The 17,543-nt window shown below is 32.6% G+C and carries 17 protein-coding genes and 1 pseudogene; 10 read left to right on the plus strand and 8 right to left on the minus strand.

Features of this window, described 5'->3' with window-relative positions:
• Nucleotides 1–649 precede the first annotated feature (649 nt).
• The 3 genes from OEV82_RS03555 to OEV82_RS03565 all read right to left on the minus strand — a co-directional run bounded on the left by OEV82_RS03555 (nt 650) and on the right by OEV82_RS03565 (nt 3,543).
• On the minus strand, nt 650–1,063 hold the full coding sequence (locus OEV82_RS03555; RefSeq protein ID WP_263061048.1) for a DUF4304 domain-containing protein: 414 nt from the start codon (nt 1,061–1,063) through the stop codon (nt 650–652).
• 121 nt (nt 1,064–1,184) lie between these two features.
• On the minus strand, nt 1,185–2,711 hold the full coding sequence (locus OEV82_RS03560; RefSeq protein ID WP_263061049.1) for a hypothetical protein: 1,527 nt from the start codon (nt 2,709–2,711) through the stop codon (nt 1,185–1,187).
• A 16-nt stretch (nt 2,712–2,727) separates the two neighbouring features.
• Complete coding sequence (locus OEV82_RS03565) at nt 2,728–3,543, minus strand: S8 family peptidase (RefSeq protein ID WP_263061050.1); 816 nt, start codon at nt 3,541–3,543, stop codon at nt 2,728–2,730.
• Nucleotides 3,544–3,876: 333 nt separating this feature from the next.
• Here OEV82_RS03565 and OEV82_RS03570 point away from each other — a divergent pair, with 333 nt between their 5' ends.
• Together OEV82_RS03570 and OEV82_RS03575 are read left to right on the plus strand one after the other, a co-directional pair.
• Entirely contained in the window at nt 3,877–4,251 is a 375-nt protein-coding gene (locus OEV82_RS03570; RefSeq protein WP_263061051.1) for a hypothetical protein, read from the plus strand.
• Nucleotides 4,252–4,841: 590 nt separating this feature from the next.
• Nucleotides 4,842–5,090, plus strand: a complete 249-nt coding sequence (locus OEV82_RS03575; RefSeq protein ID WP_173659828.1) for a hypothetical protein — start codon at nt 4,842–4,844, stop codon at nt 5,088–5,090.
• A gap of 477 nt (nt 5,091–5,567) precedes the next feature.
• Here the strand turns inward: OEV82_RS03575 and OEV82_RS03580 are convergent, their stop codons facing one another.
• Both OEV82_RS03580 and OEV82_RS03585 read right to left on the minus strand, forming a co-directional pair.
• Nucleotides 5,568–6,653 (minus strand): Ger(x)C family spore germination protein, encoded by a 1,086-nt coding sequence (locus tag OEV82_RS03580; protein WP_263061052.1) that lies wholly within the window; start codon nt 6,651–6,653, stop codon nt 5,568–5,570.
• Entirely contained in the window at nt 6,634–7,737 is a 1,104-nt protein-coding gene (locus OEV82_RS03585) for a GerAB/ArcD/ProY family transporter (protein ID WP_263061053.1), read from the minus strand. The genes OEV82_RS03580 and OEV82_RS03585 overlap by 20 nt, the downstream gene beginning before the upstream one ends.
• Nucleotides 7,738–7,987: 250 nt before the next feature.
• Between OEV82_RS03585 and OEV82_RS03590 the strand changes: the two genes are divergently transcribed.
• Both OEV82_RS03590 and OEV82_RS03595 read left to right on the plus strand, forming a co-directional pair.
• Nucleotides 7,988–8,137 (plus strand): hypothetical protein, encoded by a 150-nt coding sequence (locus OEV82_RS03590; protein WP_263061054.1) that lies wholly within the window; start codon nt 7,988–7,990, stop codon nt 8,135–8,137.
• A 40-nt stretch (nt 8,138–8,177) separates the two neighbouring features.
• The gene (locus OEV82_RS03595) at nt 8,178–8,372 is read left to right on the plus strand and encodes a hypothetical protein (protein WP_263061055.1); all 195 of its coding nucleotides are present in this window, start codon (nt 8,178–8,180) and stop codon (nt 8,370–8,372) included.
• 223 nt (nt 8,373–8,595) lie between these two features.
• On the opposite strand, the gene OEV82_RS03600 is transcribed toward OEV82_RS03595, so the two are convergent.
• Nucleotides 8,596–9,222, minus strand: a complete 627-nt coding sequence (locus OEV82_RS03600; protein WP_263061056.1) for a TetR/AcrR family transcriptional regulator — start codon at nt 9,220–9,222, stop codon at nt 8,596–8,598.
• Between the two features lie 174 nt (nt 9,223–9,396).
• On the opposite strand from OEV82_RS03600, the gene OEV82_RS03605 reads away from it, so the two are divergent.
• From OEV82_RS03605 to erm, 3 genes and pseudogenes are all read left to right on the plus strand, one after another.
• The gene (locus OEV82_RS03605; protein WP_263061057.1) at nt 9,397–9,561 is read left to right on the plus strand and encodes a hypothetical protein; all 165 of its coding nucleotides are present in this window, start codon (nt 9,397–9,399) and stop codon (nt 9,559–9,561) included.
• A 12-nt stretch (nt 9,562–9,573) separates the two neighbouring features.
• Nucleotides 9,574–10,785, plus strand: a pseudogene (locus tag OEV82_RS03610) (MFS transporter); the annotation flags it as partial.
• A gap of 522 nt (nt 10,786–11,307) precedes the next feature.
• Nucleotides 11,308–12,171, plus strand: a complete 864-nt coding sequence (gene erm / locus OEV82_RS03615) for a 23S ribosomal RNA methyltransferase Erm (protein ID WP_263061058.1) — start codon at nt 11,308–11,310, stop codon at nt 12,169–12,171.
• Between the two features lie 143 nt (nt 12,172–12,314).
• Here the strand turns inward: erm and OEV82_RS03620 are convergent, their stop codons facing one another.
• The gene (locus OEV82_RS03620; protein WP_263061059.1) at nt 12,315–13,040 is read right to left on the minus strand and encodes a sulfotransferase family 2 domain-containing protein; all 726 of its coding nucleotides are present in this window, start codon (nt 13,038–13,040) and stop codon (nt 12,315–12,317) included.
• Between the two features lie 243 nt (nt 13,041–13,283).
• On the opposite strand from OEV82_RS03620, the gene OEV82_RS03625 reads away from it, so the two are divergent.
• The 3 genes from OEV82_RS03625 to OEV82_RS03635 all read left to right on the plus strand — a co-directional run bounded on the left by OEV82_RS03625 (nt 13,284) and on the right by OEV82_RS03635 (nt 16,642).
• A complete protein-coding gene (locus OEV82_RS03625; protein WP_173658656.1) occupies nt 13,284–13,772 on the plus strand; it encodes a PTS sugar transporter subunit IIA in 489 nt (162 codons plus the stop codon).
• Between the two features lie 418 nt (nt 13,773–14,190).
• Entirely contained in the window at nt 14,191–15,642 is a 1,452-nt protein-coding gene (nagE, locus tag OEV82_RS03630) for an N-acetylglucosamine-specific PTS transporter subunit IIBC (RefSeq protein ID WP_173658654.1), read from the plus strand.
• 103 nt (nt 15,643–15,745) lie between these two features.
• On the plus strand, nt 15,746–16,642 hold the full coding sequence (locus tag OEV82_RS03635) for a DUF7916 family protein (protein WP_173658653.1): 897 nt from the start codon (nt 15,746–15,748) through the stop codon (nt 16,640–16,642).
• A gap of 53 nt (nt 16,643–16,695) precedes the next feature.
• Here OEV82_RS03635 and OEV82_RS03640 read toward each other — a convergent pair whose 3' ends face one another.
• On the minus strand, nt 16,696–17,424 hold the full coding sequence (locus OEV82_RS03640; RefSeq protein WP_263061061.1) for a GntR family transcriptional regulator: 729 nt from the start codon (nt 17,422–17,424) through the stop codon (nt 16,696–16,698).
• Nucleotides 17,425–17,543: the final 119 nt, after the last annotated feature.

Consider the following 17,543-nt stretch of genomic DNA (forward strand, 5'->3'; position numbering starts at 1 on the left):
TTTACTACTCTTTACAGGTGATAGTTTCCGTTATAAAGAATCCTTACTACATGGATAAAAGGATTTGGCAAGTGGCATACAATTTTAAATGCCAAATCATACATTTTTTACTTGCCAAATACAGTCTCCCATAAATATCTCTTTCCACAAACATTTTGATTTATCCTGTTAGATTCAAGTTGTTTTATGAGAGGAAAAGTGTGTGCTTGAGGGAAATGCATAGTTTTATTTCCTATTGAGCGATAAATATGGTAAAGCATTGAGGGGGTAAGAGAGAAGAGGGGAGTTTGTAAGGGGGAGGACAAGAAACTAACACATGTATAGATTATTATTTATCTTCGAATATGGCTTGTTTATTGGGATTCATTTAGAGTATAGCTATTTCAGGGGATATATCAATTTGTTATAATTTACCAATAGATAATTGTATTAATGAAGTGGCTTCAGTTAGTGGATATCCATTCTATATGTAGAAAATGGTGAATATTCCTGTCTCCTTATAGATTACAAACTTTTAATAAAAAGCAGATTATCACTTTTCAAAAAGATAAAGTGAAACTTATGACAGAGTCTAAAGTAAAAAAAAGACTGGCAATTACATTTATCTTTATAGTATACCAGTCCTTTAAAACGATTAATAGAAAGGGAATCAAAATAAACTTTTTATCCAATTGATATCTGAGACATGTAGTAAGTTTTTGACTTTTGTTGCGACTATATCGTAATCTTCTTGATTCTTTGCAGTTTCATAGTCAAACCATTGGGCATCTGGGTCATTTAAATTTTCACTAAGCCTATGTCGGTCATTTACATCATATGCGGTTACTTTATTAGGAGGTATTTTTTCTCCCCAACTGGTTGTAACTCCATCAGCTGGACAAACAGCTAATTCTACTACAAAAGATCCACCATGACGATTAAATTGAAAAGTAATGAGGTCAATATTATCTTCATTTTGCCTTCTAAAGTGAGGAAACGACCCTTTAAAGCCATGTTCTCGTAAATATGGAACAACAATATTTTTTATTGAATTAGTCATATTTTGACGGGCGTTTGTAGTCATGTTAATGATTTCCCTCCATTTTCATTATATTATTCAAATGTCTTTTTAATAGAGGGATTCCTTAGTAGTTGGTAAAAGTTGTTTTTAGGAATCCCTTTTTTATTAACAAAAAAATTTATAATTATTTATCATGAATTTTATAGGAAATTCCTTTAGATTTCAAATAATCTTTTACAGCCTTACTAGCACCTATTTTCCCTGTCTTATCACTTCTAAAGAAATGCCATTGAGCTCCCTTAACATCCTTTACGGATTTATCTTTAATTAATAAGTAGTCTTTATCAATCTGTTTTTTAATTGTTTTAGTTAATGTAACATAACCCACCTTTGATTCATGAGCAATACCGGAAATATCGAGTACGTCTATGTATCTACCACCTAGACTAGTTTTTTTATAAACTTGAGTACCTTTGACTTTTACTAAAGTTTCTAAATACTTTTCTCCAGCTTTACCACTACTAAATGATTTCTTAGCACTTTTTGCAGCGGATTTAGTTACTTGTTTCCCTGTTTGTTTAGAGAAAAATTTAATTGCACCACCAACTATCCTTACGATTATGCCTACTATTGAAGCATGGGCATCATCTTCAGATATAGTTATTACTTCACCAGTCTGTTTGTCTTCTAAAAGAACTTTGAATTCTTCATCTGTATTTTTAATTATTCTTACATCATAAACTGCTACTTCTATTCCGTTTCCATAATCTAATATAGAACTAACTGTAATATTATTTCCGTCTAATGTTGAATTAAGTATTAATTCTGCATCGTATTCGTCGTTATCAATATTTAATTGAAGCTCAATTCCATCATTATCTAGATTTTTGATAATAGGATTTATATTATTAGCTTTATTTTCTAAAGTTTCCTCAAGTACATTGTTGTAATCATTAATCAAGTCTGTTTTTATTTCTTCTAAGATTTTTCGCTCATTTAAAAGACTATCTACCAAGTCTTTTTCATCAAGCAATGCATTTACAGTATTTTCATTAGAAGAAATTTTATCTATTAACTGATCATCTTCTAAAATATTTTGAACAATATTATCATTTGTTAAAACATCGGTTACTAGATTTGGATCTTCAGCAATTGTGTTTACTATACTATCATTTTCAATTATATCATTTACTAAAATAGGATCTTCAGCAATTGTACTAGAAATTTCTTCATCATTTAAAATTTCTTTGACTATTTCAATGTCCTCGGTAATAACTCTTGACTCGTCTTCAGTTAGGATATTATTGATGCTTTCATCATCAGATAAAACAACGCTAGCTATATTAGAATCACTCACAATTGTATTTACAATGTTATCGTTATTGAAAATCTCATTTATTAAGTCAGGTTCCTCTACAATTGTATCAATAATTTTTTCATTTGATAGGACTTCTTCAACTAGATTAGAATCTTCATTTATTACATTTAGAATATTGTTATTATCCAAAATTTCCTTGGATAAATCAGTAGAATTAGCAATTGAATCTTTAAATTCTTCAGATGTAAAAAAATCTAGTAGTTGATTTTGTAGTTCAGTACTTTGAGGTTCATTAGAGTTGTTTGTTGATTCAGCGTAGACGATATTAGTTACACTAGAGAAGTTAGATATTAGTAAAACAATTACAGTTAGTAAACTTAAAAATTTTTTCATTTTCAAATCCCTCGTATCACTCTTGTTTTTTTATTAGGATTAAACCGTTCCCGTATTTATTGTCTACTCCATCTGTCCCTAAGTCATATGCATATTTTTTTAATTCATGATTTATAAATTGATAAGCGCCTTCCTTATCGGTATATTTAGAAATAATTAGAGAAATAATACCGGTAAAATAGGCTGTAGAAAATGATGTTCCGTCAAAATAATCATAGTTACCTTTATTATCTATTGATTTTAAATCAGTGCCTAAAGTGACAAAGTCTATTTTTCCCTCTCCAGAAAAATATGCTTTAGATAAATCTTCATTTACTGATCCAATAGATAAAACATTTGGATATTTTGCAGGATAATCAACTCCAAATCCATATGTATTACCTGCAGCAGCTATAACAATGATGTTATTTCTATTCGCCTTTTTAATAACGTCTTCTAAAGCAGAACTTGATTTCTGAAAACCAAAACTTAAATTTATAATGTCTACATCTTCCTCGATTGCCCACTCAATCCCTTTAACTAGATGCTCCAACTGTCCGGTCCCATCCTCTTCAATAAATTGAATGTCATATAGATTGACATTTGGATTTACGCCAATTTTATTTCCAGCAATAATACCTGCAACAGGTGTTCCGTGATTGAATTCATCGTTTGTAAAGCTAGATTTATTAATTGTATTGTAACTTTTAACTACTTTATCTTTTAGTTCGTCATTTAGATTTATACCAGAGTCAATAATAGCAATTTTTATTATGCGATTCTTTTCTGGTTTATTATTTTTAATAATTTCATCAACTTGATAATAATTTTTATCATTTTCAAAACTAAACATCAGAAAAAATACAAAGACGGTAAAAACAATTATAAGTAAAAAGAAATAATTCTTTTTAAAACATGGTACATTTCTCACCTCCGTAACTATTTAATTGTATTATATTCAGATAATACAATATAAAAAAATAATGATGAATAGTAAAAAAATACTAATTTCTTAATTTTGATTACCTTATTAATAAATATAGAAAACTAAAAAGTAGATTTTTTGATTTATGGCTAAAAATTTTGAACAAATATAATATTAGGGTATAGATGGAGGTGAATGTGTTTTATTATTTATGCTAATTACTTAAAAAATGAAAAGATAAAAAGTTATGGAGGGGATTTTATGGTTAATTTTAAAAAGAATTTAACTAATGATTTTAAAGAGGCTCAATATGCTGCAGGGATGAATTTCGATGTTGAAGAGATAGAACCTTTTTTAAATCATTTATCAAAATCTATCTTAGATATTGGATTGACTCAAAAAGATATTAAATTGATTCAAGAAGAAATTGAAAGTACAAATGAACATAATAAGTTAATAGAGTTTGGAACTTTTAATGTGACTTATAAAGGAAAGCAGTCAAAAATAAGAATTCAAGTTGAAATCCATATTGAAGACGAGGATAAAGAGGTAGTTATGTATATATATAGTAGTCAAGAATTAGTAGATATTATTGATGAGGAAATGTTGAAGGTAGAGGGACAAAGGGAAATTTAAGTCAATAATCGGCTGTAAAGAACAATTCACAGCATCTTAAAGTCAAAAGTAGGAGAGAATAGAAAAAATAAATGTCATCTAGTAAAATTTTATTTTAACAAACGAAATCATTACACATATAGGGAAAAAGAAAAGTTGAGAATAAACAGAAAAAGAAGAATCTGTAAAGAAAACAAGAAAATATGATGTATTTGTCTACTTAATAAAATCTCTTTACATCTGTTAAAATACAATACACTTTCGGACTGGATCCAATCGTGATTCAGTCATTTTTTATTTTCCAATAATTATCCAATCCCTTGTCCATTTATCTAAAACTATTAATTATATTAGGGTTAATATTACCATTGGCATCCTTATAAGAGGACACCCAAAAGTGCATTCTTTTTAAGAGGTGCTCATTAGGATGAAGGGAAAAGGTGGAATTAATGATGGATTATGATTATATTAAATTGGCAGATAAAATAAAAAAACTTGAAATTACCTTCAGCAACAAAAGAATCTACTGAACTTATTTTAATAAAAAAATTTAAAGCAGTTGAAATACCATTATATAGTATTCATCAGATGATTATAAAAATGATGATGAAGTGGCTGAAACAAAAATTTATAAATTATTTACCATCACGAATCCAGAAATATTAATTAAGATATGTAACGAAGAAGAAAAAAGATTTGAAGATGAGCGTAATGATAAAACAGAGATACATGTTCCTTGTGATGAAATCACATATAATAATTTAATAGATGAATATAATAAAGGTTACAGGATATCTATAGTGCTGGAATTTGAGGATGGTATTCATATCAGTCATGCAAGGGACTACGTTTTTTTCTGAATATTTAACAACGTGTCTTGTTGCTCTTATTTTTGATTATCTAAGAGAGAAATGGTATTAAACGATCTCAATGATAGAGGATTTCAATTTTACTAGGGGTGTTAAAAAAGCACAATTTTATTTAATGAAATGTGATCAGTTGAATCCTATCTTATGTGATGGGTACCTATCTTTAAGAGAAAAAAGGTCGTATAGAAATTTTCTACACGCACCTTGATTGTTTTGAAAATGTACGATAACTATTTGAAATCGTACATGGATAAGAAATCATCACTTAAAAACAGCTAAATTTACAATATATTTTTGCTCATTTATGTTAAAAGTACTTTCGTTCAGCAAATGGAATATATAAAACGTCAAACTCTTTGTAAGTATATCAAAAAAGTTTGGCGTATTTTTCCTTTATATATCAGAATCATAATTTTCATATTGCTATGCATACTAGGAAGTGCTGGTAATGAATTTTGTGGACTTAACCTATTCAACAATACCAACCTCATCTATATCCACATGCACATCAACTTTAACGGTCAAGTTTTTATAGTAATCATCCCTCCACTTCTGATAATTGAATTTTCGATCCTCTGACTTAATAAATCGGCCAAATCCAATAGGATCGATATCCTTTTCCTTGAATACATTAATTAATTCTAGACTTCTCTTTTTTATTTCTTCTTCAAATTTTGTTTCAAGTTTACCAAGTGCTTTATTATTAATCATAATTCCTGTATATTCATTGATAACACCTTTTAAATGAATTTTTACGGTCACTTCATAAGGAGGGGAAGATTTCGTTAATTCAAATTTCCGCTTTGTATTAATATTCTGTATAGATGCTTTATACCCATCAATTTCAACATCATGCCAACCTCTACTATATTTGTCCGTTAGTAATTTGAAAAAAAATGCTTCTTCCATTGAAATTTGATGAACAAGCTTTCCGAATCTGATAAATCCCACACCAATAATTTTGATTTTATTTTCTCTTTCTTTTTTTATTATTGGGACATACGGTGATTTACCACGACTATGGAAATCAACTAAAAAGCGATGAAAATTTGTTTTTGGTAAGTTCCCGTGATTAACAGCCGTATCAATTGTCCATTTAATAAAAAACGCATTTCCACGAACACCATAATTGCCTTCCATAAATTCCCTTACATTTCCATCTACAATTGCCATCCTCATTGCGGTACCAATCCTTGGATCTCGTGTAAATGGATCAATTAAATCTAAGATTCCCTTTTGCTTTGTTAATTCTTTACCAAATAATAATATCTCTAAACTTCCCGTGGCAATCGGATTGGCAGACTTTTCCTGAATAACTTGGAGTATTGATTTCTTTAATTCTGCTTTAGCAGATAAAACATTATTTTTTGGTGGTGCATCCTTTTGAAAAATAGGGTTACAGATTACCCCAATAATTTTATCTCCACTTTCACTTATATCAAATCCAATGGAGTTAACCAGAGTTAATTCATCTAAAATCCTAGATTCCCCAGAACTACTTAGTAGCACAATGCAGAATATAGGAATAAACATATTAATTACTCGTTTTCCCATGTTTTTTCACCTTCCAAACAATCAGTACACAAATGAATAAGATTGGAATATAAATTCCAGTTAGATACAGGTCAATTTGGGAAACAAAATCAATAGCACTATGAATTTGTGTACGGTTTTCCATAAAAGGAAGGACGATTAAACAAAGGCTTGCAATTATTGGAATTGAAGTTCTTAATCGTACATCAAAACTTCTCTTTAACATTCGACCGGATATCCAAAGATATAAACAAACTTTTGGAAGCATGATAACAAACCATGTAGCGATTCCGATATATTCAAACCGTTCTACAAAGGGCATTTCAATAATTTTCCACATATTTAAACTTGCCCATATCAGTTGATCGATGGATTCTACTGGAAAAAACATAAAAGTCAATATAGCTATGTATAAGTAAAACAATGTAGTGAACAACAACGCAAAATGGGCCCATTTTTTTGACTTAGCAGGTTCTTTAAGAAAAGGATAAATAAATAGTATAATTTCATATCCCATATACGAATAAGAAATACCGATTACAGCCTTAAATATCTCTCCTAATGAATGGGAAAAAACTGGTTTTAAAAAAGAAGGGTTAGCATAAGGAACTGTATATAAAAATAAAGGCATTACTAAAAAGAGAATGATCATGGAAAAAACATTTATACCAACAATTGTACGAAAACCACCATAGACGATGTAAACAGATAAAAGTAAGAATGCTAAGCCAAATTTAAAAGTGTTGAATGTATGAAACATCCATACTTGTACAATTTCAATATATCCTCTTAAAACCGTTATCATCTTAAAGCATGCATAAATAGCCAACAGTAATGAAAAAATTTTACTTATTTTCTCTCCAAAAATAAAGGCGTGGACATCATACCAATCCCCTTTCACGATATTTAACATTTTATATATACATATCATTAATATTTGTAATAAAATACCGCCAATGATAATTGATATCCAACTGTCCGTACCGGCATCTTTAGCAATTATTCTTTGAAATCCGAGTACCCCTAACCCGATTTGGGAGGATGTAATGATATAAAAAACGAGAAAGGGCGCTATTTTTCGATTTTCTGGTACTTTTAGTTTCACAAAAATCCCTCTATTCACCGATTTTTTCTGATATCTATAAACATGATGTATAGCCCAAAAATTAATAGGGATATGTTCATCACTTTATGCATATAGCTGCGAATCGTTTAAGATATGAATACACCAAAGCTTACATTATATAATTATGTATAGTTTCACCTTACTTGGTGATTTTATCCATAATTTAAAACAGTGATTTGATTAAAAGGTTGGCGACCTGACTTTACGAATATGTTTAGGTCGTTCAAAGATGTCAATTGAAGCTCAAAACGACATGATTCTTTATATGAGTGATTACATGAAAGATTTAATGGAAGAGGGACTTTCTGAACAGGAAGCATTTGAACATGCGAAGATAGTGCTTATGTTCGGAGTGCAACAACTGAGTCCACTGATTTGAAGAATACTGTGATAATCTTGATGTAGCCCATCAAGAAGCAATGGGTTTATTTTATGCAGCGTTTATGTTTATTGGTGTTTCTATAGGTGCTCTTATTGGTTTTCTAGGTAGTGGCGGAAGAGAAATGTTCTTCTCAGGAGGTTGGATTGATGCACTAATCGGTGTCATGATTGGAGGAGTCATTGGTATAGGATTAGGGCTTATTAGCCATGCGATTCTTTTATTAAAGAAATAAGTAATATTTATATTGTAAAATTTTTATATAATCAAGTAACTTGCTTCCTGAAAACAAACCTGGATAGTGGTATGCTAGTGATTCTTGAAAAAGCAGGCTTGCAGAAATGCAAGAATATGTAGTAATACATGTCCATATAGGTGCTAATGTTTTAGCACTAGCACCTGGTCCAGATTATTTGTCTATGAACCGCTAAAAGAGGTTATATTAAGATTTTTGAAGATTAGATAATGCCTTTTGAAGTGGGGTTGTTATCAAGAAAAACTGGAAGCAATATTTCATCCACTAATACTTCCAACCTTTTTTCATCAATACCATCTTGACGCAAGATATTTTCCATACGGATCAAGTCAAAAGGTAGTGTTAATGTCTCATCACTCACTTCTTTTATTACTTCACCGCGTTTTTTTGCAAATTCAAGCAGCTTACGCATGACGAATATATTTTTATTCGTGGCATTCATTTCTAGTTCAGACATTTTATCGTTGTTTTGACCCAGTTCAAATAAAATCGCATTCATGATTTCATGTTCAACTTCTATATAAACACTTTGATAGAGAGTAAGCAATTGTAACAAGTCCCCACGCAAGCTTCCGGTGTCCTCAATTCTATCAATCAATTCCCCGCCAAGCGTATTCTTCATTTTATAAACCATAATATCGTAAATTAATTCAAACGTCGTTTTCCAACGGCGATATAGCACTGTCCGACTTGTTTTCGCAGCTTGTGCGATTTGCTGGAATGTAAGATTGGTATAACCGACTTTTTTAATTAATTCAATCGCGGCTTTATAGATGTCTTCAGTTAGTGTGTCTCCACGTCTACGAGTATTCCTACCTACTTTATTCAACCTGTGATCTTCCTCTCTTTGGAAACCGTTTTAACTTTCAAAAATGTATAGCATTGGAATAGTTGTAAAACATTATAACATATTTTTCAGGAAAAATATAAGGTACATATTGAATCTTATCAGAAAAACATGTATATTAATAAGGTACATTATGTTTCTTAAGGAGATGGAGTTGTGGAAAATGAAAAATTCCCAAAAGAGGTAGTCAGTATAGCATGGATCTTGGTACTTGGCGCAGTTCTACCTATGTTGGACTCTACCATTGTAAATATTGCGGTGAACGATTTGGCAAAGGTATTCTCAGCAAGTTTTACGGTTACACAATGGGTTGTGACCTGATATGTCCTAGCTTTAGGAATTGCCGTACCCTTTTCTGGGTGGATGATGCAAAAATATGACGGAAAAGGAGTATACATGGGTGCATTAGGATTGTTTTTATTAGCTTCACTCCTTGCCGGTCTTTCATGGGATGTACAGAGTTTAATTGCATTTCGTGTGTTACAAGGATTTGCTTCCGGCATTATAATACCTACACTGACGGCTTTAATTGCACAAGTTGCAGGTGAAAACCTTGGTCGTCTAATGTCAGTTGTAGGAATACCTGTCGTATTTGGTCCGATAATTGGTCCGGTGATTGGAGGATTTATTTTACAGCATTTACAATGGGAATGGCTTTTCTTTGTAAATCTTCCTATAGGAATTATTGCTTTATTAATCGCACAATGGAAACTGCCGAAATTCGAAGCAATGAATAAATCCGCAAAATTGGATTGGCTCGGTATTATGTTGCTGGCACTGTTATCAGGAATGTTTATTCTTGGTATAACGGAAATTAGGACGGAAAACGTTCATGTAACAGGCATTTTGGCTTTTATAATCGCTTTTGTCTCGCTAATTTCCTACTTATTTTATGCGCGGAAGAGAAAGGATCAGGCATTAATCCCATTGGATCTATTTAAATCAAAAAATTTCAGTGCGTCGTTTCTTTCACTATTTTTAGCAGGGTTTGCTACTAATGGGCCTATGCTTCTCTTCCCGCTGTTTTTTCAAAATGTATTCGATCTTAATGTTATAACAGCAGCGCTTTGGTTAATTCCCCAGGGCGTAGGGATGCTTGTCGTACGTCCTATGGTCGGTACTTTTACAGATAAGTATGGGGCACGCTTAGTCGTTTTGCCTTCAATTGCCATAACCATTATTGGAACGCTACCCTTTGCATTTTTTGATGCCGATACAGCGCAGTGGATTATATGGGTTGTACTGTTTATTCGTGGAATGGGTGTTGGTGGAATTACAATTCCAGTGATGAGCGATTCATTTGTAGGGCTGCAAAAGTCACAAGTCCCAGCAACTAGCATTGCTACTCGCATCATTCAAAATGTTGGGGCTGCTTCTGGTTCTGCAATTTTAGCAACGGTGGTAAGCAATGCTCTCTTACAGGAAACTACAATAAATCATTTTGCTCATGCTTATCATGTAGGTTTTGTTACAAGCTTGATTTTTATGGTGTTAAGCATTATACCTGCCTTTTATTTGACTAATAAATTAGAACAAAGTAATTAACCTTTAGGCTATCACAATATATAACATTGACAATTTAGTTCATCCCTAATATAATTCATCTGTAATATAAAAAAGGAGGATTATTAAAAAAGTGACACATTCGATGAGACTACGTTTCCCAACTTTGAACTAATGAATTGAATATGTTCAAAGGCTCTGCTTGTGAATGGCAGAGTAATGGGAGTAGTCTGTCCTTTTTTAATAATCGTTATTGAATATATATGATAATTATTACAATTGTGATTTAAGACAATTGTATATTTATGATATATTAGTGACTTCTATATTAATATTTGAATTTTAAAAAGGCAGAGTTTCTCTGCCTTTTTATTTTATAAGGACTTTTTATAAAGGTATAAAGATTTATAAACTTCAGGTTACCTTTCTCTTGGGTGATGTGTGTACATTGTCCTTTTTTGATATATAAAAAAGCAATAAAAATAAAGGATAGATTCTCTTCCCCTTACTCTAAAATCGCAGGCAGATCCTTGTGATGATCTATTTTAAGGAGGAAGAGAAAAGATGACTAGAAAAAAACGTATTTATAAGAAAAACAAAATTGTAAGAGGTGAACCTCCCAATTATTTAGGTCAGCACTTAATGCATAATAAGAAGTTACTGTTAAAAATCGTGAATGAAGCAGCAATTAGTCCAAATGACCTCATTTTAGAATTAGGTGCTGGTAAAGGAGCGTTGACCGAGATACTAAGCCAAAGGGCGAAGAAAGTACTTGCTGTAGAATATGATAAGAAGTTTATCAAGATTTTAGAAAAGAAAATAGCAAACACCAAAAATACTAAAATTATTCATCAAGATATCTTAAAAATAAAGTTGCCGAAGGAACCTTTTGTCGTTGTTTCGAATATTCCATACGCCATTACAACGCCAATAATGAAGAAACTCCTTAATTATCCATTTCATCCTTTTCAAAAAGGTGTAATTGTCATGGAAAAAGGAGCTGCTAAGAGATTTACATCAAATTATGTAAAAGATCCATATATAATCGCTTGGAGAATGTGGTTTGATATTTGCTATGTAAGAGATATTTCAAGAAGAAACTTTTCTCCTCCACCACGAGTAGATTCTGCATTAGTTAAGATTTGTCGAAAAACTAACCCGATTGTGCCATATCGTGATTATTTAATCTTTTGGGGCTTAGTCGATTATATGTATAAAAATTATCAATTTCCGATCGATGATGCACTAAAGGGAGTTTTTACAGCACAACAAATCAAGCGATTGAAAAGAATTCTTCGAATCAATAATGACATACCAGTTGCAGCACTCACTGAACAACAATGGGGTATTATATATGAAACGATGGTAAAGTATGTACCGAATTTTAGATGGCCAAAGATTAGAAAAGGTAAGCTTAAACATTTTTAAAAAGGCACTTAACTTTATCGGAGGAGAATTCACACTACTCTTTCTAAAAATGAATAGAAACCGACTTCATGCAATTTTAAGTATATAATAAAAAAATAAATGTCTCCTTTAGAGCAATGGAGACATTTATTTTGACTAAAAGATCATGTGTGTTGATGTTTTTGTTTAAAAACTTCGAGTTCTCTTCTTTCTTCAGCAGAAAGGGCCTGAAGCCTTTTATTGAGAAGTGTTTTACTGTATTCATATAGTTGTATATCCAATTTATTGTTTTCTTTAATCAATTGAATTAAACTTGGATCAAGGTCTGTTACAGCTGGTCTTCTTTTTGTGATATTTATTTTTTTATATTCAGTGTCTATCCACCCAAACTCTTTTTGTAATAAGTACAATGTTTCATTAAATCGTTCGGTAACACCAACAATGGAAAATGTTTGTAAATGTTTCATCGCTTTCTGGATACTTGGATTTTTACCAATGTCTCCAGAAATCATCTTTGTTTGTAAATTATGTGCCTGCGGTTCTGATAATACAAATTGTTCGAGAGTCATTCTTTTTATTCTTTCAAATCCTGGTGTGTTTCTAAGATAATAATAAGAAGAAATTACACGGTCAATCGGATCTCTTAACATAGTAAAATATGTTGCCCTTTTGTTAAATAAATGGTGGATTCCATAAAAATAGTGACCAGCAATCGCTTGAATCTGTTTTTTTTCTTCTTCTGTTAAATCTTCAAGTTTCATCCTTTTATTTTGATAATTATCATGATCAAATAATTTATCTCTCATAAATTGTTTGCGAAATATAGAGTTTAATGTTGTTCCACCCGTTTTAGGAATATGCAAAAAGATAAGTAATGAATTTTTGTCCATTTTTTCCCTCCGAAGATAAGGTGATATTCTGTAATACAATATGCTTAATAAGAATCGTTTGTTTGGACAATGATCGAATTTGGACGCAAATCACTTTCCTATTTTGTTAGGGAAAAAGTATTTTTAGATGACTAGACATTCAAACATCTAGTTGATATTGGTCATTATCAAAGTTATACTAAATTTGAACAAATATGGAATACTAGATTAAATAGCTATTTAACGAGAGGAATGTGATTGGAAATGCTTAAAAAGCTTTTTAAAAAGACAAAGGGAGAAGAAAAAATTGTTGCGGCTTTGAATGGTAAAGTAGTAAAGCTGGAGGATGTTCCTGATCCTGTATTTAACCAAAAGATGATGGGAGAAGGAATTGCGATTGAACCTGTTCAGGGTGAAGTAGTATCCCCAGTAAATGGAAAAGTAGTGCAAATTCCAGCTTCAAAACATGCGATAGGTTTGGAGTCGGAGCAAGGTGCAGAAATATTGATACATGTGGGATTGGAAACGGTAGCGCTAGAAGGAAAAGGATTTACTCCTCATGTTCGTGTAGGGGATAAGGTCTCTGTTGGACAATCGCTTTTATCCTTTGATTTAGATTTTATTCGTGAAAATGCAAGTAGTACAGTGACCCCAATGGTAATTACGAATACCAATACCTTAAATAAACAAATGAGAGTTGCAGAAGTATCCGATGCTAAAGCAGGTGAAACGGTATTAATCACAATTAAATAGTAGGATCTGGATAGACGAATGTAAATTAGGAAATGTTCTAGAACAATTTAATCAAATTTCATCTATAATAAATAGACTAGAAACAGAAGAATCGGAAAAAATAACACTGGCAGCGTCAAAAATCAGTAAGGTCTTGAAGAATAATGGTATTGTTCACTAGACTTTAAGCATTCCCATATCTTAATACAATTTTACTATGAGTACCACTACTAATAAGTGGGAAATGTAGATTGCGCGAATGAGCATTGCATTAATAAAAAGAATATCGAAATAGAATAGGGTTTCAACTGTATAGATGTATAGACAACTATATGATGGTATGTTATAATTTGGATGATATTTGAAGGGTCTTTCTTCCTATTATCAAGGAATGAAAGCGGATTATTGTTCATATTGGATAGTAAAGGAGGTTATTTGTATGATGAAGTATTTGCAAAACCTTGGTAAGTCGTTAATGCTTCCTGTTGCGGTTTTGCCTGCAGCTGCATTATTGACTGGTGCTGGATATGCACTTGACCATGAAGGATGGGGTTCAGGTAATATAGTATCTGCATTTTTGATTAGTGCAGGTAACTCAATATTAAATTTTATTCCGATTCTCTTTGCAGTTGGGGTTGCAATAGGAATGTCAAAGTCAAAGGATGGTCCTGCAGCCCTTAGTGGTTTGGTTGGTTATTTAGTAGTAACTACCGTTTTAGCACCCGAAAACGTGGCAAATCTTCTACATACTAATCCTGAAAGTGTAGATGTGGCATTCGGCCAAATCGGAAACGTTTTTGTTGGTATTATTTCTGGTTTAGTTGCAGCTACTTTATACAACCGATACAGTGAAGTAAGATTGCCAGATGCATTAGCTTTCTTTAGTGGAAAACGATTAGTACCGATTCTTACTGCCGCAGCAATGTTGGCTGTTTCTGTTATTCTGTTGTTTGTATGGCCTTATGTTTATAATGCATTAGTTTCATTTGGAGAAGGGATTAGTAAATTAGGTGCAATTGGTGCTGGTTTATATGGATTCTTTAACCGGTTATTAATTCCTACAGGACTACACCATGCATTAAACAATGTATTCTGGTTTGACTTAGCTGGTATTAACGATATCGGTAACTTCTGGGCAAGTGAAGGTGAAAAAGGTATTACTGGTAGATATCAAGCAGGTTTCTTCCCAATTATGATGTTCGGACTTCCAGCTGCAGCCCTTGCCATGTATCATACAGCAAAAACCAAAAGGAAAAAGCAGGCTGCTTCTCTATTAATGGCTGGAGCACTTGCAGCATTTTTAACTGGTGTTACAGAGCCACTTGAATTCTCATTCATGTTCTTAGCACCTGTACTTTATGTGGTTCACGCAGCACTAACAGGACTATCATTGTTCATTGCCGCGTCATTTCAATGGACAGCAGGATTTAGCTTTAGTGCTGGATTAATTGACTATATACTTAGTTTACAAATACCAATTGCGAATATGCCATTCATGTTATTAGTACAAGGTTTAATTTTTGCAGTGATTTATTACTTCTTATTCCGTTTCTTAATCGTCAAGTTCAATTTCAAAACCCCAGGACGTGAAGATGATGATGTTATAGAAACAAACCAAGCAACAGCATCTACTGGTAAAGACCGTTTTGCGGTAATGGCACAAACAATTTATGAAGGGCTGGGCGGAGATGAAAACGTCCTATCTGTTGATAACTGTGCTACACGTTTAAGACTTGAAGTAAAAGATGTAGATGCGGTCGATCAAGGTAAAATAAAATCAACTGGTGTACCAGGAATTAATGTTGTTGGAAAGCATAATATCCAAGTAATCGTTGGAACACAGGTACAGGCAGTTGCCGATGAAATCAATAAAATAAGAAATAACAAATAGAATACCCTAGGGGGCTGGTGATTAAATATGAATCACTGGCTTTCTTTTTATAGTAATATTTTTAAGCTCTGTGTAAGTAAAAATCAATGGAGGATTTATTTAAATGAAACGTATATTAAACTGTACTGCATCAGACTTTGCAAAAATGAATAAACAGGATTTACTCCAGTCGATTAGGGCAGCAGAAGGAAGAACGTTGGTTGCCGAAGTGATGTGCCATACTACCCCGTTATATCCAGGGCTGACCAATGCTGAATATGCATCAGCATTTGGGGCCGACCTGATATTACTGAATGTTTTTGATGTAAATGAGCCGAAAATAGAAGGATTGGAAAATGTTAAAGCAGCAGATACGATTATACAATTGAAAAAACTAGTTGGAAGACCGGTTGGAATTAATTTAGAACCTGTTGATCCAGAAGCGGAAGCGATGGAAACATTGAGTGAGCTACCGGAGGGAAGAAAAGCAACAGCGGCATCGCTAAAAAAGGCTGTTGAATTAGGGGTGGATTTTGTTTGTTTGACGGGAAATCCTAAAACTGGTGTAACCAATAAAGCGATTTTAGAAAGCACAAAGTTGGCGAATGAATTAGGTTTATTAATAATCGCTGGCAAAATGCATGGAGCAGGGGCTAATGAATCGCTGGTTAATGAAGAAACAGTTAAAGCATTTGTTGCTGCAGGGGCAGATATTGTATTAGTGCCAGGGGTTGGGACGGTACCTGGAACGACGTTAGCGAAGACGGAAAAATTAGTTGAAGCTATTCATGAAAGTGGAGCACTTGTTTTAAGTACGATTGGAACAAGTCAAGAGGGTGCTGATAAAGAAACAATTCAACAGATTGCTTTGTATAACAAAATGGCAGGAGCAGACATTCATCATATTGGAGATGCTGGAATGAACGGTATAGCTGTTCCAGAGCGCATTATGGATTACTCGATTACCATCCGGGGTAAAAGACATACATATTTTCGGATGGCCAGCTCAATCCTTCGATAAAGTTTAGGCACCTTTCGTTTTGGAGTTAAAAAACTTCAAAAGGTGCCTATTCATTAATCACGTTTCATTTGGATAATAAACTTGTATTTGTCAGAACGATATGCAGATTTAACATATTCAATCGGTGTTTCTTGTTCATCATGTAGAAAACTGATTCGACGCATGACGAGAACAGGTTTCCCTTTTTTGATGTTTAAATAATCAATCTCATCTCCTCTTGCAAGAGAGGCCTCAATAGTTTGTGTACCATAAGCAATTTTTAAGTTGAGTTTTTTTTCAATATAATCATAAAAAGAGGTAGTGATATCTCGCGCTTCGATTTGACCAACTATTGCCTTCGGTGTGTATATTGTTTCTAATGCGACGGGTTCATCATTCGCCAGTCGAATTCGTTTTATTTTATATATTTCACTTTCTAAATCGATCTTTAGTTTAGAAGAAAGCGAAGGATCGCCAGTAATTGTTTTAAAACTGATTAATTTATTTGAAGGAGTAAGTCCTCGCTTTTTCATATCTTCGCTAAAACTAGATAATCCGGAGAGGTCTTGTTCAAATTTTCGTTCTGCAACAAAGGTTCCTCTCCCTTTTTGACGATAAATCAATCCTTCTTTGACTAAATTTGCAATGGCTTGTCTAACGGTCATTCTGCTAATATCGTATTTTTCTGAAAAGTCCCGTTCGGATGGCAGCATATCACCAGGAGAAAGTTCTTTTTCGATCATACGGCGGATTTCCTGTTCCAATTGATAGTAAATAGGAATCGGTGAATTTTTATTAATCATGTATATCCCTTCTCCTATCGTTAATTTTAATATTAGTTTATCAAATAAAGGTAAAATTGTACAGAAGACAATATGTATAGACATCTATATATGTAATTGGTAATCTAATGGTGGAAAGG

Origin of the sequence: Pallidibacillus thermolactis (genome assembly GCF_025660415.1) — a bacterium.
Taxonomy (GTDB): Bacteria; Bacillota; Bacilli; order Bacillales; family Caldibacillaceae; genus Pallidibacillus; species Pallidibacillus thermolactis.